The organism is Nocardiopsis sp. CNZ308 (genome assembly GCF_004217075.1).
The window spans coordinates 4,087,766-4,104,672 of the sequence record NZ_SHKJ01000001.1 but is presented as its reverse complement, the minus strand read 5'-3'; the positions used below and the strand labels follow the sequence as shown (position 1 = coordinate 4,104,672).

The window sequence follows — 16,907 nt, the reverse complement described above, 5'->3', positions numbered from 1 at the left end:
GCGGGTCGGGGCGGGTCGGCGCTGTCCTGCTGGCACGGGGATCCCCTTCGGCACGTTCGCTGGGCGAACGTGCTCTCAGCCGGTTCCCGCCCCCGGCACTGGCCGTTGCCGCCAGTGCCCACCACGACGCCCCCCGGGGAGGGCTGGCGTGGAACCCGCACGCTTGACCGGTGCCTGACGGAGATCGCCCCGAAGGCCCGCCCCCTGCGGCGCACCACCGGCCCACGCCCCACGGGCGCCTGGACGCCGTCACCGGCACGCTCCCCGCCGACCCCCTGAGGCGGGCCGGACCCGAACGGGGTTCGAGTGGTCCGCGACGGCGTGTTCAATGGTGTTACGAAATCGCTGCTCATCACAGGATCTATCAGCGAACGGTCACCGCACCGCTACCCAGCGCACGATGTCACGCGCCCGTTTCCGCGGCGTTTCCACATCTTTATGCGGGAGATCCGCAAACTCTTTCAAAGCTTGCAAGTTATTGCTAGCGTCACATCACCACGCATGCCCTCGACGGCCGGAACGCATGCGCGACCCCCTCAGCACGGCCTCCCGGAAGGAAGACAGCATGAGATTCCGCAGCGCACGAGCGGTCACGGGCATCGCCGCGATCGCCTTGATGGCGACCGCGTGCAGTGGTGGCGACGAGGGCGGGGAGACCGCCGCCGAGGGCAGCCTCGTCATCTGGTCCGACCCCGAGCGCGCCGACGCCATCAAGGCCGCCGCCCAGGAGTTCGCCGAGACCAACGGCATCGAGGTCGAGGTCCAGGGCCTGACCTTCGGCGACATCCAGGGCGACGTGCTCAACGCCCACCAGGCCGGAAACGCCCCCGACGTCTTCATCGGCGCCCACGACTGGACGGGCAACCTCGTGCGCAACGGCGCCGTCCAGCCCATCGAGCTGCCCCAGGACCGCGCCTCCGGCCTGGACGAGACCTCGTTGCAGGCCCTCAACTACGACGGCCAGCTCTTCGGTGTTCCCTACTCCCAGGAGAACATCTTCCTCATGCGCAACACCGACCTGGCGCCGGACGCCCCCGCGACCTTCGAGGAGATGGTCGAGGTCGGCACCGAGCTCAAGGACTCCGGTGAGACCAGCGAGGTCCTGTCCATGGCCGTGGGCCAGGAGGGCGACCCCTACCGGATGAACGCCCTGTTCACCTCCGCGGGCGGCTACCTCTTCGGCCAGGACGAGGAGGGCACCTGGGACCCGACCGACCTGGGCGTGGGCACCGACGAGTCCATCGAGGCCATGGAGAAGGTCGCCGAGTACGGCGAGGCCGGGGAGGGCGTGCTGCGCCGCTCCATCACCCTGGAGAACGACGCCTCCCTGTTCTACGAGGGCGAGGCCCCCTTCTTCGTCGCGGGCCCGTGGAACGTCGCCGACGCCAACGAGGCGGGCGTCGACTACGAGATCAGCCCCATCCCCGGTTTCGAGGGAGAGGAGCCCGCCAGCCCCTACATCGGCTACCAGGCGTTCTTCGTCACCGAGGGCAGCGCCAACAGCGCCCTGGCCCAGGAGTTCGTGACCAACTACGTCACCGACACCGAGTTCGTCCTCAGCCTCTACGAGGCCGACCCCCGCATGCCGGTGCAGACCGAGGCCCTGGAGAGCGTCTCGGCCGACGACCCCACCATCGCCGCGATCTCCGAGGCCGGGGCCGAGGGCATGCCGATGCCCTCCATCCCGGAGATGGGTGAGACGTGGGAGCCGCTGGGCATCGCCCAGGCCGCCGTCATCGCCGGTGAGGACGTGCGCGAGGCCATGGAGGCCGCCCACGAAACGATCGCCTCGCAGATCGGCGAGTAGCGGTGGCGTCCAAGAAGACAGCGGGCGCTCCCTCACCGGGGGCGCCCGCCCGCACGCCCCTGCCGGGCGGCCGGTTCGCCGGGAACGGTTCACTGGCCGGGCAGCTGGTCAAGATCGCCCTGCTGGGCCTGTTCACCGCCCTGGGCGTGTGGGCGGTGCTGCCCCTGTACGTGGCGGGCAACTGGTGGGGCATCGGCCTGGTCGTGGCCGTGGTCGGCCTCGTCTACTGGGTCTACCTGTCCAAGCGCACCGTCCCGGTCAAGTACCTGGTCCCGGGCGTGCTGTTCCTGCTCACCTTCCAGATCCTGCCGGTGCTCTACACGATGAGCACCTCGGTGACCAACCTCAGCGACGGCCACCGGGGCGACAAGGAACAGGCCATCGCCTCCATCGAGGCCTACTCGGTGAGCAGCCCGGACGGGGCCGAGGAGTACACCCTGACCGTTGCGGTCACCGGCTCGCCCGAGACCGGTGAGCTGGTCTTCCTGCTCACCGACCCCGAGGGCCGGGCCTACGCCGGAACCGAGGAGGGGCTCACCGAGCTCGACGGCGCGACCGTGGAGCCCTCGGGCAAGGTCACCGAGGCCTTCGGGTACACGATCCTGTCCCCCACCCAGGTCAACGCGCGCAGCGACGAACTCCAGGCGTTCGCGGTGCCCACCGGCAGCGGCACGGGCATCCGCTCCAGCGGCCTGTCCACCGCCTTCGAGGGGACCGCGACCCGCGCCTACGACGCGGGGTGCGACTGCGTCACCGACGCCGAGACCGGGATCGTCTACCACGCGGACAACGAGCGCGGCGCGTTCTACAACGAGGACGGGGAGCGGCTCGCCCAGGGCTGGCAGGTCGGCGTGGGCTTCGACAACTTCGCCCGCTTCCTGTTCAACCCGACCTTCGCGTCGTCGTTCTTCAGCATCCTGGTGTGGAACATCGCCTTCGCCGCCTCCGTCACCTTCCTGGTGTTCGTGGTGGGCCTGGCGATCGCGCTCACCCTGCACGTGCCCGGGCTGCGCGGCAAAGTCGTGTACCGGATCCTGGTGGTCCTGCCGTACGCGATGAGCTCGCTGGCGATGTTCCTGCTGTGGCGGGACATGTTCAACACCGACTTCGGCCTGTTCAACCGGGTGCTCGGCCTGGAGGTGGACTGGCTGGGCGACGCGTGGTCGGCCCGGGCGGCGGTGATCCTGGCCAACGTCTGGCTGGGCTACCCGTACATGTTCCTGGTGTCCACGGGGGCCCTCCAGGCCGTCCCGCGCGAGCTGGGCCAGGCGGCGCAGATCGACGGCGCGGGCCCCTGGCAGGCCTTCCGCAACGTCACCCTGCCGCTCCTGATGGTGGCGATGACGCCGATCCTGGTCTCGACGTTCGCGTTCAACTTCAACAACTTCAACGCGGTGTGGCTGATCACCCAGGGCGGCCCCTTCTCCCCGGCGAGCCCGACGGCCGGGGCCACCGACCTGCTCATCACCTACACCTACCGGCTCGCCTTCAACGAGGCCACCGCCCAGTACGGGTACGCGGCGGCGCTGTCGGTGATGATCTTCCTGATCGTGTCGGTGATGTCGGTGGTCAGCCTCAGCAGGAGCAAGGCCCTCAAGGAGGTGGACTGATGGCGGTCGCAACCCCGGAAGCGGTACGCGCGCCCCACCGGCGCGGTACCGGAGTCCGTCTGGGCCTGTGGGCCCGCAGGTACGGCTGGCGCCACATGGTGATGCTGGTGGTCGTGGCGTTCGCGCTCTTCCCGGTGCTGTTCGTGGTGTCGGCGGCGCTCAACCCGCTGGGCACGCTGTCCAGCGCGCAGCTGTGGCCGACCGGGGCCAGCCTGGACAACGCCGTCGACCTGTTCAGCAACACCCCGTTCACCACCTGGTACGCGAACTCGCTGTTCTTCGCCTTCACCAACGCCGCCGTGACGGTGCTGCTGTCGGCGCTGGCCGCGTACGCGTTCAGCCGCATGCGCTTCCGGGGACGCCGGGTGGGGCTGATCGGGCTGCTGGTGATCCAGATGTTCCCGCAGTTCCTGGCGATCGTGGCGATCTACCTGATGTTCTCCACGATCGGCGAGTACTACCCGGCGATCGGCTTCGACACCCGGTGGGGACTGCTGCTGGTCTACCTGGGCGGCGCGCTGAGCATCAACACGTGGCTGATGAAGGGCTTCTTCGACACCGTGCCGAAGGAGCTGGACGAGTCCGCGCAGATGGACGGGGCCTCGCACGCGCAGGTGTTCTTCCGGATCATGCTGCCGCTGGTCACGCCGGTGCTGGCGATCGTGGGCCTGCTGGTGTTCATCTCCACCATCAACGAGTTCCTGATGGCGAGCGTGTTCCTGCGCGACACCGACGCCAAGACGCTGGGCCTGGGGCTGTACCAGCTGGTGGCCTCGCAGCGCAACGCCAACTTCGGGATGTTCGCGGTGGGTGCCATCATGCTGTCCCTGCCCACCCTGGCGGTGTTCTGGTTCCTCCAGCGCTACATCACCGAGGGCCTGACCGCGGGAGCGGTCAAGGGCTGAGGCGGTACCGAGGAGGACGCGGAAGGGGGCGCCCCGGGCCGGGGCGCCCCCTTCCGCGTCCCCGCGCGCGAGCGCGTGAGGACGGGGCTGCCGCTACTTCTTCTTCTTGTCGTCGGCGCCGCCGGTGTCGGTGGACAGAGCGGAGATGAAGGCCTCCTGGGGCACCTCGACCCGGCCGACCATCTTCATCCGCTTCTTGCCCTCCTTCTGCTTCTCCAGCAGCTTGCGCTTACGGCTGATGTCGCCGCCGTAGCACTTGGAGAGCACGTCCTTGCGGATGGCGCGGATGTTCTCGCGGGCGATCACCCGGGCGCCGATGGCGGCCTGGATGGGCACCTCGAACTGCTGCCGGGGGATGAGCTCGCGCAGCTTCTTGGTCATCTCCACGCCGTAGGCGTAGGCCTTGTCCTTGTGCACGATGGCGGAGAAGGCGTCGACGGCCTCGCCCTGGAGCAGGATGTCCACCTTGACCAGGTCGGAGGCCTTCTCCCCGGTGGGCTCGTAGTCCAGTGACGCGTAGCCCTTGGTGCGGGACTTGAGGTGGTCGAAGAAGTCGAAGACGATCTCGGCCAGGGGCAGCGTGTAGCGCATCTCCACGCGGTCCTCGGACAGGTAGTCCATGCCCTGGAGGTCGCCGCGCCGCTCCTGGCACAGCTCCATGATCTGGCCGATGTGGTCGGCGGGACTGAGCACGGTCGCCTTGACCATCGGCTCGTAGATGGAGTCGATCTTCCCGGCGGGGAACTCGCTGGGGTTGGTCACCACGTGCTCGGTGCCGTCCTCCATGTCCACCCGGTAGATGACGTTGGGCGCGGTGGAGATGAGGTCGAGGTTGAACTCGCGCTCCAGGCGGGCCCGGGTGATCTCCAGGTGCAGCAGGCCCAGGAAGCCGCAGCGGAAGCCGAAGCCCAGGGCGGCGGAGGTCTCCGGCTCGAAGACCAGGGCGGCGTCGTTGAGCTGGAGCTTCTCCAGGGCGTCGCGCAGCACCGGGTAGTCGGTGCCCTCGATCGGGTACAGGCCCGAGAACACCATGGGCTTGGGTTCGCGGTACCCGGACAGCATCTCGGTCGCGGGCCGGTTGAGGGCGGTGATGGTGTCACCGACCTTGGACTGGCGCACGTCCTTGACGCCGGTGATGATGTAGCCGACCTCCCCCACCCCCAGCCCGTCGCACTTGGTGGGCTCGGGCGAGCTGACGCCGATCTCCAGGATCTCGTGCGAGGCGCGGGTGGACATCATCTGGATGCGCTCGCGCGGGCTGAGCTTGCCGTCGATGACCCGGACGTAGGTGACCACGCCGCGGTAGGTGTCGTACACCGAGTCGAAGATCATCGCGCGGGCCGGGGCGTCGGCGTCGCCGACGGGCTGCGGGATCTGGTTGACGATCTCGTTGAGGAGCTCCTCGACGCCCTCGCCCGTCTTGGCGCTGACCCTGAGCACGTCGGAGGGCTCGCAGCCGATGATCCCGGCCAGCTCCTCGGCGTACTTCTCCGGCTGCGCGGCCGGGAGGTCGATCTTGTTGAGCACCGGGATGATGGTGAGGTCGTTCTCCAGGGCCATGTACAGGTTGGCCAGGGTCTGCGCCTCGATGCCCTGCGCGGCGTCCACCAGCAGGACGGCGCCCTCGCAGGCGGCCAGGGAGCGCGAGACCTCGTAGGTGAAGTCGACGTGCCCGGGGGTGTCGATGAGGTCGAGCGTGTAGGTCTTGTCGTCGACGGCGGTGAAGGGGATGCGCACCGCCTGCGACTTGATGGTGATGCCGCGCTCGCGCTCGATGTCCATGCGGTCCAGGTACTGGGCGCGCATCTGGCGGTCCTCGACGACACCGGTGATCTGGAGCATCCGGTCGGCCAGCGTCGACTTGCCATGGTCGATGTGCGCGATGATGCAGAAGTTGCGGATCAGCGCGGGATCGGTCCAGTTCGGCTGTGCCACCGTGCTCCGTTCACAGGTCGGGTCCGGGTCGTGTGCGCCTCGCGGCGGTGTCGCCCCGCCGCGGCGGAGGCCGACGGCGTCGTCCATCATCCCACGGCGGCCGGGTGCCCTCTCTCGGTGACGGCAGCGGCCCGTGCGGCAGTATGGGGCGCGGGCGCGGGTCTGGTGTCCAGATTATGTGACCCGGGACCGGGAACGGGCCGTGCTGGCAGGTACCGGGCGCGCGCCGCCGCCGTTGAGGGCGGTGGCGGGCGGGGAGCGCCCGCGGTCCGGGACGTGGGAGGAGCGGGCGGTTGAAGTGGCTGTTGACACGGTTGCTGGCGGGTGTGGCCGCGATCGCGGTCGTGGTGGCTGGCGCGGGTGCCCTGCTGGCCTTCCAGTTCTCGGGTGAACCGGCGCCGTGGGCGGTCTCCCGGGGCTCCGACGCGGCCTGGGTGGGCTCCTGGGAGGACACCGGTCCCCTGGCGCGGGTGCTCGACACCGGCGGGGTGGACACGGTGTACGTGTACGCGGGCGAGATCGACGCCGAGGGCGCGGTCGAGCGGGTGGAGGACACCGGTTCCCTGCTGTCCTGGCTGGAGCGGGAGTACCCCGACGTGCGCGCGCTGGCGTGGCTGCGGCACGTGGAGAGCGGGTCCTCGCTGCTGCGGGACCGGCTCGACGAACAGGCCCGCGCGGCGCTCGCCCCGGCGGTCGCCGAGGTGGCCGCGGACGGGTTCGCGGGCGTGCACCTGGAGATCCGCCCGGTGACCGTCAACGACCCGTCGATCCCCACGCTCATGTCGATGGTGCGCGAGGAGCTGGGCGGGGAACCCGTGCTGTCGGTGCAGGCCCACCACGTGGAGCTGGTGCCGGGCGGGCGGGTGCCCTCCTTCGTCGTGGAGCGCGAGGAGAGGTACTGGTCCAAGGGCTACCTGGACCGGGTGACCGAGCACGCCGACGAGGTGGTGCTGCCGGGCGTGGGCGCGGGAATGCCCGGCGACGCGCTGTACGGCGGGTTCATGGTGCGGCAGGTGACCGAGGCGGTGACCGCCCTGCGCGCGCGTGAGGGCGTGACGGTGCGGTTCGGGCTGCCCACGTACGGCGGCGGCGAGTGGGCGCCGGAGGAGGCGGACGAGTCGTTGGCGACCGCGCTGACGGCCGTCCGGCTGGGCGTGACCGAGGCCGATCCGCCGGAGGGGATGACCCTGGGGGTGGCCTTCTACCTGGGGGACGAGGCGACCGAGGAGGACGTGACGGCCTACACGGAGGGGTGGCTGCCGTCCTGAGCGGCGTTCGCCGAAGACCCGTGAGCGGGGCGGTGGAGTTGCCGCCGCCGCTCCGCGCGCATGCCGCATGGAACCACCACGGTGCGTAGAAAACCCCCAGAAACGACTTCCGAGTGCCATAACGAACACCCGTGGGGCGCACGTGGTGCCTGAGCGGTACCCCGTGTGAGGCATACTGGAAGTCCGTGTCTCGGACTTCCACATTGGCCTCGGGCCCTGTGGACTCACACACCCTGCGTCGGCGCCCACGCCGGCCCCTCGCGGAACGGCTGCCCGCGGGTCTGGCCGCCTGGTCCGGTCGGCGCGATGACCAAGATCAACTGGAGCACGTTTTCGCATGGCGAACATCAAGTCGCAGAAGAAGCGCATTCGGCAGAACGAGAAGGCTCGTGTCCGCAACCAGGCGGTGCGCTCCTCGCTGAAGACGGCCGTCCGCAAGTTCCGTGAGGCTGCCGAGGCCGGGGACGTCGAGAAGGCCACCGTCGCCCAGCGCGCCGCCGCTCGCGCGCTGGACAAGGCCACCAGCAAGGGCGTCATCCACCAGAACCAGGCCGCGAACCGCAAGAGCGCGATCGCCAAGCGTCTGCACTCCCTGCAGTCCGCCTGAGACTGAGGCTCGACCCGGCCCGGTGCGCACGCACCGGGCCGGGTTTTTTCGTGCGCCGGGCGATGCCGCCCACCTTCGTCCGCGCAGGTCGAGGAGGCCCGGACGGGAGTTGTCCACAGCGTGGAATCTGCTGCTGACACAGCGTTTCCGGCTTCCTAACGTGGTCTTATGACTGTTCAGCGCCGCAACCGGCGCCACTCCCCCTCGACCGACCAGCAGGACCGGCTCCGCGCGCTCACCCTGGACGCCTCACCGGCCGCCCGGCGCCTGCGCGCGCGTATCCCCCGCCCGCATGCGCAGTCCGCGCCGCCTCCCCGTGACGTCCCGGCGATCCCGAGCGCGCCGTACGCGGTGGCCGGGACGCACGCCCCGTACCGCCCGGAGGGCACGGGCCGCCCCGAGGCCGCGCCCCGTCGAGGTCCGGCCACCGGTCCTCAGCGGCCGGACGCCCACGAGGGCACCGTGACCTGGGCTCCTGCCCCAGAGCGGCGGGGCGGGAACGCCTCCGGCGACCGCCCGGGGCGAAGGCAGGCCAGGCTGAACGCCCCAGGGACGACCGCCCCCGGGGAAGAAGGCCGCTTCTCGGCCAGGCCCGCCCCGGGTCCGGTTGGAAGGCGTCGGACCCCGGGAAGCGCCGAGGCCGGTACCCACCGTCCTCCGGACGCGCCGCCCGCTCCCGGCACGGGTCCCGTGCCCTCGAAGGCCTGGCCCGAGCGCCACCCCGACGACCGGCTCGGCGTGGCCGATCCCCCTCGTTCCTCCCCGAGCAGGTCTCCGGCCGTGCGGGGTCCGGCCGAGGGGAGCCGAGCTGGGAAGGCGACGGCGCCCGTCCCACGGACCTCGGGAGAGAACCGGGGCGGACAGGCGGGCCTGCCCGTCCCACGGACCTCGGAAGGGGACCGAGACGGGAGGGCCACAGCGACCGCACCGCGGCCCTCCATGGTGAACCGGGAGGCGAAGGCGACCGTGCCCGCACCGCGGCCCTCCGGGGAGAACCGGGGCGCGAGGACCGCAGGGCCCGTCAAGCGGGGCACCGGGGAGGACGCGGACCGCGGGACCGCCCCGCCCTCCCGTCGTGCCGACGCGTCGGAGGGCGCGCCCGGTGCGGATCCGTGGCCCGACCCGGCGGGAGGACGGCACCGGCGCCCGGAGCGCCCGCCGTCGGGGTACGCGGAGTTCGACCCCGAGCCGTCCGGTTCACTCCTGGAACGGCTGGCCCTGCGATGGCCGCCACGGGCGGCGCTGTCCCGGCGGGCGGTGATCGTCCTGGCCGTGCTGGGCGCCCTGGCCGTCGTGCTGGTGCTGACGCTGTACCACCGGCCGACCACGGTGCCCGCACCCGAGATGGTCACTCGTGCCGCGCCCGTACCCGCGGCGGAGGGCGACGGCGCCCGGTCCCCCGCGCTGGAGGCGGGGGCGCGGGCCGGGGACGCGGACGCCGGAACGGCCGGGGACGCGGCGCCGGAGGAGGACCTCGTGGTGCACGTGGGCGGTGAGGTGTCCGACCCCGGGCTGTACACGCTCCCGTCGGGGTCGCGGGTGGCCGATGCCGTGGAGGAGGCCGGTGGCGCGCTGCCCGACGCCGACCTCGACCTGCTCAACCTGGCCCGTCCGCTGGTCGACGGCGAACAGGTCCTGGTGGGCGTCCCCGTGCCCGCGGGCGCGGGCGCCACCGGGAGCGGCGCCCAGGGGACCGGAGGGCTGGTGGACATCAACCGGGCGGACCGGGCCCTGCTGGAGACCCTGCCCGGGATCGGCGCGGTGATCGCCGACAACATCGTCTCCTACCGCGAGGAGCACGGCCCCTTCCGGAGCGTCGACGACCTGCTCGACGTGGACCGGATCGGCGACAAGACCCTCGCCGACCTCCGACCCCACGTGACGGTGGGGTGAGCGGCGGTGACGACATGGCTGGGAACGGACGCCTACGGGCTGGACGAGCCGCCCGACCTGCGCCTGCTGGCGCCCGCGGCGACGGCCTGGCTGGCCGCGCTGGCGGCGCTCTCCGCCCCGCCGTGGGCCGTCTGGTCCCTGGCCGGGGTCGCGGGGACCGGCGCGGCGGTGGTGCTCCTGGCGGCGGCGCGTCCACCGCTGGAGGCGGTGGCGCTCACCGCCGCGGCGTCGCTGGCCTGTGTGGCCACGGTGGCGGCGGTGGCCGGTGTGCAGGTGCACCGGGTGGAGCGGAGCGCGGCCGGGGAGGCGGCGGAGCAGGGGCGCGAGGCCGAGTTCGAGGCGGTGGTGACGTCCGATCCGCGCCCGCGGTCGGGGACTCCCCGGCCGGGCAGGGCGGCCTGGGTGATCGACGCCCGCACCGCCTGGGTGCGGTCCGGGGGGAGCGAGCGGGTGTCCTCGGCGCCGGTGGTGGTCCTGGCCTCGGAGGAGGAGTGGCGCGAACTGCTGCCCGGGCAGACCTTCCGGGCGCGGGGCGTCTTCCTCGGCACGGAGGACGACCCCCTCACCGCCGCCCTGGTCCTGGTGCGCGGGCCGCCGGAGGAGGTGGGGCCGCCCGGCGGTCTGCAGAGCTTCGCCGGTCTGGTGCGGGAGCGGCTGCGGGAGGCCTCCTCGGGACTGTCCCAGCCCGAGGCCGGGCTCCTTCCCGCGCTGATCGTCGGCGACGCGTCCGGGGTGCCGCCGGAGACCGCCGAGGACTTCCGGGAGACCGGGATGACGCACCTGCTGACCGTCTCGGGGGCCAACCTGGCGGTGCTGACCGGCTTCGTGCTGGCGCTCGCCCGGCTGCTGCGGGCGCCCCCGTGGTGCTCGGTGGCGGGCGGCGCGGCGGTGATCTGGGTGTTCGTCCTGGTGTGCCGCCCGGAGCCGAGCGTGGTGCGCGCGGCGTTCATGGGGTCGCTGGGTCTGCTGGCGCTGGCCACCGGGCGCGCCCACGCGGGGCTCGGTGCGCTGGCCGTCACGGTGGTCGGGGTGCTGTTCGTCGCACCGGGGCTGGCCGCCTCCTTCGGGTTCGCGCTGTCGGTGCTGGCGACCGCGGGCATCCTGCTGCTGGTGCCGCCGTGGACGCGGGCGTGGTCGGCGCGCCTGCCGCGTCCGGTGGCGGAGGCGTTGGCGGTGGCCCTGGCCGCGCAGGTGGCGGTCTCGCCCGTGCTGGTCCTGCTCTCGGGCGAGCTGTCGTGGATCGCGGTTCCGGCCAACGTACTGGCCGCTCCGGTGGTCGCTGCGGTGACGGTGGCGGGGACTGCGGTGGCCGCCCTGGCGGTGGTGTGGCCGGGGGCGGCGGCGGTGGCCGCGCACCTGCCCGGGCTGGGGGTGTCGTGGATCGCGGCGGTGGCCGGTGCGGGCGCGCGGGTACCGCATGGCGCGCTGGCGTGGCGGTCGGACCTGGTGGGAGGGCTGGTCCTGGCCGTCGTGCTGGCGGCGCTGGTGTTCACGCACGGGCGGTTGCGCCGTGTCGTGGCCGCCGTGGTGGCGGCCGTGCTGCTGCTGGCCCTGGCCGCGCGGTGCGTGCCGGGCGGATGGCCGCCCCCGGGGTGGGCCCTGGTGGCGTGCGACGTGGGCCAGGGCACCGCGTTCGTGCTGTCGGCGGGCCCGGGCTCGGCGGTGGTCGCCGACACCGGCGAGGACCCGGACCGGGTGGACGACTGCCTGGGGCGGCTGGGGGTGCGCGAGGTCGCGCTGCTGATCCTGAGCCACGACCACGCCGATCACGTGGACGGGACGCCCGGGGTGCTGCGGCACCGGAGCGTGGGGGCCGCGCTGGCGCCGCCGGGGTTCGGGGAGAGCGCCACGGGGCGGCTGCTGGCCGGGGCCGGGGTGCGGTTGTTGGAGGCCGCGCGGGGCCAGCGGCTGCGGGTGGGGCCGTGGCTGCTGCGCGTGCTGTGGCCCGAGCCCGGCTTCACGGGTTCGGTGAACGACGCCTCGGTGGTGGTCCGGGCGGACGGGGCGGCGCTGACGGTGCTGCTGACCGGTGACATCGAGGAGGAGGCGCAGAGAAGGCTGCTGGAGGGACCGGACGCCGACCTGTTGCGGGTGACCGTGCTGGCCGTGCCCCACCACGGGGCGGGGAGCCAGGAACCGGCCTTCCTGGAGGCCACCGGCCCGGTGGTGTCGGTGACCTCGGTGGGCGCGGACAACACCTACGGGCATCCGGCGCCGTTCACGTGGAACATCCTGGAACGGGTGGCGCGGGTGAACCTGCGCACCGACCGGGACGGGGACGTGGCCGTGCTGGACGGCGGCGCTTCCGGGCCCGGGCAGGCCGTGGTGCGCGGGCCCGACCCCGCACGGTAGGAGACGGCGCCGCGCAAAGCGGCGCGGCGGAGGACAGCACGGCAGGGGGCCACGGGAGGCACCGGGCACGGGGCTCACCGGTCACGGGCGGTGCGGGCCACGGGGCGTGAGAGCGTCCGCCGACCGCGCGACGGGCGCCCGGCCGGTCGGTGGGGCGTGGCATCCTCTGTGTATGCCTGCACCCGCCCTGCTCACGATCATCGTCGGGGACGAGGAACTCCTCGTCGACCGGGCCGTCGCCTCCGTCGTCGCGGCGGTCCGCGAGGCCGACCCCGGCGTGGACGTCCACGACCTGGTCCCCGCCCAGGTGGGGATGTCCACGCTCGTCGAGGTGACCTCGCCCTCGCTGTTCGGCGATCGGCGGGTGGTGGTGCTGCGCTCGTCCCAGGACCTGACCAAGGACTTGGCGGCGACCGTCACCGACTACCTCCAGGACCCGGCCGACGACGTCAACCTCGTGCTCACCCACGCGGGCGGCAACAAGGGCAAGGCCCTGCTCCAGGCCGCGGTCAAGGCGGGCGCCCACCGCGTGGACTGCAAGGGGCCGGGCAAACCCGCCGAGCGGGTGGCCTTCGTCAGGGGCGAGTTCTCCCAGGCGGGGCGCCAGATCACCGCCGACGCCGCGCAGGCGCTGGTGGACGCGGTCGGCAGTGAACTGCGCGAGATCGCGGCGGCCTGCACCCAGCTGATCGCCGACACCGAGGGCCGGGTGGACGCCGCGGCGGTGGCCAGGTACCACTCCGGCAGGGCGGAGGCCTCGGGGTTCACCGTGGCCGACCGCGCCGTGGAGGGGCGCCTGCCCGAGGCGCTGGAGCAGTTGCGCTGGTCGCTGGCGGTGGGTACCGCCCCGGTGCTCATCAACAGCGCGCTGGCCGGTGCGGTGCGCGGCATCGCCGTGGCCGCCCAGCCGCCGCGCGGCATGTCCGAGGCGGACCTGGCCAAGCGCGCCAAGGTCCCGCCGTGGAAGCTGCGGACCCTGCGTCAGCAGGCGCGGGGGTGGAGCCCGGCGGGGGTCACCCGGGCCATGGCGGTGGTCGCCGAGACCGACGCGCTCATCAAGGGCGCCGGACGCGACCCCGAGTACGCGCTGGAGCGGGCCGTCATCGAGATCGCCCGGGCCCGCGGCACGCGTTAGCGGCGGGCTCGAAGGGCCGCCTGGGGTGTCGGCGGCGGCGCCTCAGCGGATGGTCCTGCCGCCCTGCCACACCCGCAGGGTGTTGAGGCCCATCGACCAGGCGAAGGCGCCCTCGTGGTCGGCGTCCCACTGGACGAGGTCGGCTAGGCTGCCGGGCGCGAGCACGCCCCGGTCGGTCAGGCCCAGGGCGCGTGCGCTGCCCACCGTGGCGGCGTACAGGGCCTCCTGCACGGTCATCTCGAACATGGAGATGGCCAGGGAGATCACCAGCGGCATCGACATCGTGCCCGACTGGCCGGGGTTGTGGTCGGTGCCCAGCCCGATGGGCACGCCGTGGTCGAGCAGCGCCCGCACCGGCGGGGTGCGGCGCTCGTGCAGCGAGGTCGTCGGGCAGGCCACCACCGGTGTGCGGGTGGCGGCCAGCGCCAGGACGTCCTGCTCGTCGGTCTCGTGCAGCAGGTCCACCGAGGAGCAGCCCATCTCGGCGGCCATGCGCACGGCGCCGTGCCGGGGGCGCGAGCAGGCGTGCAGGGTGGTGCGCAGCCCCGCGGACTGGCCCGCCCCCAGCAGCATGCGGGCGTCCTCGGTGGTGAACTGCTGGTTGTCGCAGTACACGTCCACCCCGTCGGCACCGGCCAGCGCGGCGTCGCTGAGCCAGGAGGCGGCGGTGGCCGCGTACTCCCTGGGTCTGCCGAAGAACTCGGGCGGCACCCCGTGCGCGGGGAAGAAGGTGACGTGCAGGCGCGGCATGCCCGGCTCCTCCTCCAGGGAGCGCAGCAGGCGCACGTCGGCCAGTTCGCCGTCCCTGGTCAGGTGGTAGCCGGTCTTGGCCTCCACGGTGGTGGTGCCGGTCAGCACCCAGTGCCGGAGCCGCTCGCGGACCGCGTTGCACAGGGTCCAGGGGTCGGTTCCCCGGGTGATGGTGACGGTGGTGGAGACACCGCCCCCGGCCGCGAAGATGTCCCCCTTGGAGGCGCCCTTGGCCCACATGTTGACCTCGGCGTAGCGGTCCCCCGCGTACACCGGGTGGCAGTGGGCGTCGATCAGCCCGGGGGTGATCATGCCGCCGCCGATGTTGACGACGTCGTCGACGTCGGTGAGGTCGTCCACCACGCCCGGGATGCTCTGGGGGAGCTCGGCGGCGGGCCCGACCCAGGCCACCCGGTCGTCGTCCATCAGGAGCGCGGCCTTGGTGATCAGCTCGCTCCCGGTCCACAGCCGGCCGATGTTGCTGAGGAGTACCGCCGTCATGGGGTCGTCCGCCCTCGCCGGTCAGGTCCACCGGTGCGGCTGCGGGACACGGTCGTGGGATACACGGGCGGACATGGCGACCTCGTATCTGGAGCGGTCCGACAGAGCCGGTGGGGAGCGGCCTGCGGCCGCCGCGGTGCCGTGACAGTGGCAGAGGGGTCGGCTGTCGCGGGACAGCGGCCACTGTCGGCCAGTGCTCCAAAACCGTAGTCCATCCGCGGACTCCGTGTACACCTCCCCGGGAGGACCAATAGGACGCTCTCCCAACAAAGACCGCGGGCACACCGGGTGATCGGTGCCACCGGCGACCTCGGTGATCTGGGTGTTGGCGTGTGCCCGCCTCACCGGGGCGCGTCCGTGAGCCGCCGGGGCCCGCCCCGGACACGGCGAGGCCGGGGCGCCCCGTGGGGAGCGCCCCGGCCGTGCGCGGCGGACCGCGCGTGCCTCAGGCCGTGCTGGGCGTGTACTCGTCGAGTCTGCCCGCGAGCAGGGCCGGCACGAAGGCGTGGATCGCCGTGCCCTCGGCGGTGTGCTCCTCGCTGAGGATGCGCCCCTCCTCGTGGATCCGGGCGATGAGGTCGCCCCGCGAGTACGGGACGAGCGCCCGCACCTCGTGCGCCAGCTCGGGCAGCGCCGCGGCGACCGCCTCCACCAGCGCGGGAACGCCCTCGCCGGTACGGGCCGACACCTCGACCATGTCCGGGTAGCGGGTGCGCAGCGCCTTGAGCACGTCGGGGTCGGCGGCGTCCACCTTGTTGACCACGATGAGCTCGGGCACGTCACCGGCGTCGATGTCGGCGAAGACGTGCCGGACCGCGCTGATCTGGCTCTCGGGGTCGGGGTGGGACCCGTCGACCACGTGCAGGACCAGGTCGGAGTCGGCGACCTCCTCCAGGGTGGAGCGGAATGCCTCCACGAGCTGGTGCGGCAGGTGCCGGACGAAGCCGACGGTGTCGCTGAGCGTGAACCCGCGGCCGTCGGGCGTGCGGGCCTGGCGCACGGTCGGGTCCAGGGTGGCGAACAGGGCGTTCTCGACCAGGACCCCGGCGCCGGTCAGCCGGTTGAGCAGGCTCGACTTGCCCGCGTTGGTGTACCCGGCGATGGCCACGGACGGCACCGAACGGGTGCGCCGGACGTCGCGCTTGACGTCGCGGGCGGTGCGCATGTGGGCGAGCTGGCGGCGCAGCTTGGCCATCTTGTCGTTGATGCGCCGGCGGTCGGTCTCGATCTTGGTCTCACCCGGGCCGCGCAGGCCCACGCCGCCGCCCGCGCCACCGCCGCCGGAGCCGCCCGCCTGGCGGGACAGGGCGTCACCCCAGCCGCGCAGTCGCGGCAGCAGGTAGCTGAGCTGGGCGAGTTCGACCTGGGCCTTGCCCTCGCTGCTGCGCGCGTGCTGGGCGAAGATGTCCAGGATCAGAGCCGTGCGGTCGATCACCTTGACCTTGACCACGTCCTCCAGCTGGCGCAGCTGGCCGGGGGTGAGTTCCCCGTCGCAGATCACGGTGTCGGCGCCGGTGGCCTCCACGATGTCGCGCAGCTCGGCGGCCTTGCCCTTGCCGACGTAGGTGGCGGGGTCGGGCTTGGAGCGGCGCTGGGTGACCCCCTCCAGCACGAGCGCGCCCGCGGTCTCGGACAGGGCGGCGAGCTCGGTGAGCGAGTTGTCCGCGTCGGCCTGTGAGCCGCTGGTCCACACGCCGATGAGGATGACGCGCTCCAGCCTCAGGGAGCGGTACTCGACCTCGGTGACGTCGGTGAGTTCGGTGGACAGTCCCGGAACCCGGCGCAGCGCGTGGCGCTCGGCGAGTTCCATCTCGCCCTGGTCGGGGGCGTTGTCCGGGTCGTCGTAGCGGTCGCCGCCGGTGGCCTTGGCCTCGCGGGACGCGTCGTGTGCGTCGACCCCGTCCCCGACGGTGATCGCCTCGCGGAACGCGTCCTCGGCCTCGTGGCCGTCGTGAACGCTTCCGCGGGTGTCAGCTGTATTCATATCCCTCCAGGTGGGTCAACGTGGCCGCCGCCGCGATTCTTCCCGCGACCGGGCGGTGGCGGGCGCCCTGTCGATGGTGGCATCTCACCTTCGCGAGGGCACCTGAATTATCGCAGGGCACGGCGGGCACGACACTCCATGGGACCGGGGCCGGGTCCGG

11 protein-coding genes are annotated in these 16,907 nt (G+C 72.6%); 8 read left to right on the top strand and 3 right to left on the bottom strand.

What is annotated here, in order from left to right:
* The first annotated feature begins 565 nt into the window (after positions 1-565).
* From EV372_RS17730 to EV372_RS17720, 3 genes are read left to right on the top strand one after another with little or no spacing between them, the layout of a single operon-like run.
* The gene (locus tag EV372_RS17730; RefSeq protein WP_130396884.1) at positions 566-1,807 is read left to right on the top strand and encodes a sugar ABC transporter substrate-binding protein; all 1,242 of its coding nucleotides are present in this window, start codon (positions 566-568) and stop codon (positions 1,805-1,807) included.
* Positions 1,808-1,809: 2 nt separating this feature from the next.
* Entirely contained in the window at positions 1,810-3,417 is a 1,608-nt protein-coding gene (locus tag EV372_RS17725) for an ABC transporter permease subunit (RefSeq protein ID WP_130396883.1), read from the top strand.
* Complete coding sequence (locus EV372_RS17720; RefSeq protein ID WP_130396882.1) at positions 3,417-4,322, top strand: sugar ABC transporter permease; 906 nt, start codon at positions 3,417-3,419, stop codon at positions 4,320-4,322. Before EV372_RS17725 ends, EV372_RS17720 begins: the two co-directional genes overlap by 1 nt.
* A 93-nt stretch (positions 4,323-4,415) precedes the next feature.
* On the opposite strand, the gene lepA is transcribed toward EV372_RS17720, so the two are convergent.
* Complete coding sequence (gene lepA / locus EV372_RS17715) at positions 4,416-6,257, bottom strand: translation elongation factor 4 (protein ID WP_130396881.1); 1,842 nt, start codon at positions 6,255-6,257, stop codon at positions 4,416-4,418.
* Between the two features lie 293 nt (positions 6,258-6,550).
* On the opposite strand from lepA, the gene EV372_RS17710 reads away from it, so the two are divergent.
* The 5 genes from EV372_RS17710 (at position 6,551) to holA (ending at position 13,512) form a co-directional block, all read left to right on the top strand.
* On the top strand, positions 6,551-7,525 hold the full coding sequence (locus EV372_RS17710) for a hypothetical protein (RefSeq protein WP_130396880.1): 975 nt from the start codon (positions 6,551-6,553) through the stop codon (positions 7,523-7,525).
* Positions 7,526-7,862: 337 nt separating this feature from the next.
* The gene (gene rpsT, locus EV372_RS17705) at positions 7,863-8,132 is read left to right on the top strand and encodes a 30S ribosomal protein S20 (protein ID WP_013151741.1); all 270 of its coding nucleotides are present in this window, start codon (positions 7,863-7,865) and stop codon (positions 8,130-8,132) included.
* Positions 8,133-9,098: 966 nt separating this feature from the next.
* Complete coding sequence (locus EV372_RS17700) at positions 9,099-10,025, top strand: ComEA family DNA-binding protein (protein ID WP_486483993.1); 927 nt, start codon at positions 9,099-9,101, stop codon at positions 10,023-10,025.
* 6 nt (positions 10,026-10,031) lie between these two features.
* On the top strand, positions 10,032-12,377 hold the full coding sequence (locus tag EV372_RS17695; protein ID WP_130396878.1) for a ComEC/Rec2 family competence protein: 2,346 nt from the start codon (positions 10,032-10,034) through the stop codon (positions 12,375-12,377).
* Positions 12,378-12,549: 172 nt separating this feature from the next.
* Positions 12,550-13,512 (top strand): DNA polymerase III subunit delta, encoded by a 963-nt coding sequence (gene holA / locus EV372_RS17690; protein WP_130396877.1) that lies wholly within the window; start codon positions 12,550-12,552, stop codon positions 13,510-13,512.
* Positions 13,513-13,554: 42 nt separating this feature from the next.
* On the opposite strand, the gene EV372_RS17685 is transcribed toward holA, so the two are convergent.
* Both EV372_RS17685 and hflX read right to left on the bottom strand, forming a co-directional pair.
* The gene (locus tag EV372_RS17685; protein WP_130396876.1) at positions 13,555-14,763 is read right to left on the bottom strand and encodes an amidohydrolase family protein; all 1,209 of its coding nucleotides are present in this window, start codon (positions 14,761-14,763) and stop codon (positions 13,555-13,557) included.
* A gap of 445 nt (positions 14,764-15,208) precedes the next feature.
* Positions 15,209-16,747: a GTPase HflX gene (hflX, locus tag EV372_RS17680; RefSeq protein WP_013151736.1), complete on the bottom strand. Its 1,539-nt coding sequence runs from the start codon at positions 16,745-16,747 to the stop codon at positions 15,209-15,211.
* Positions 16,748-16,907: the final 160 nt, after the last annotated feature.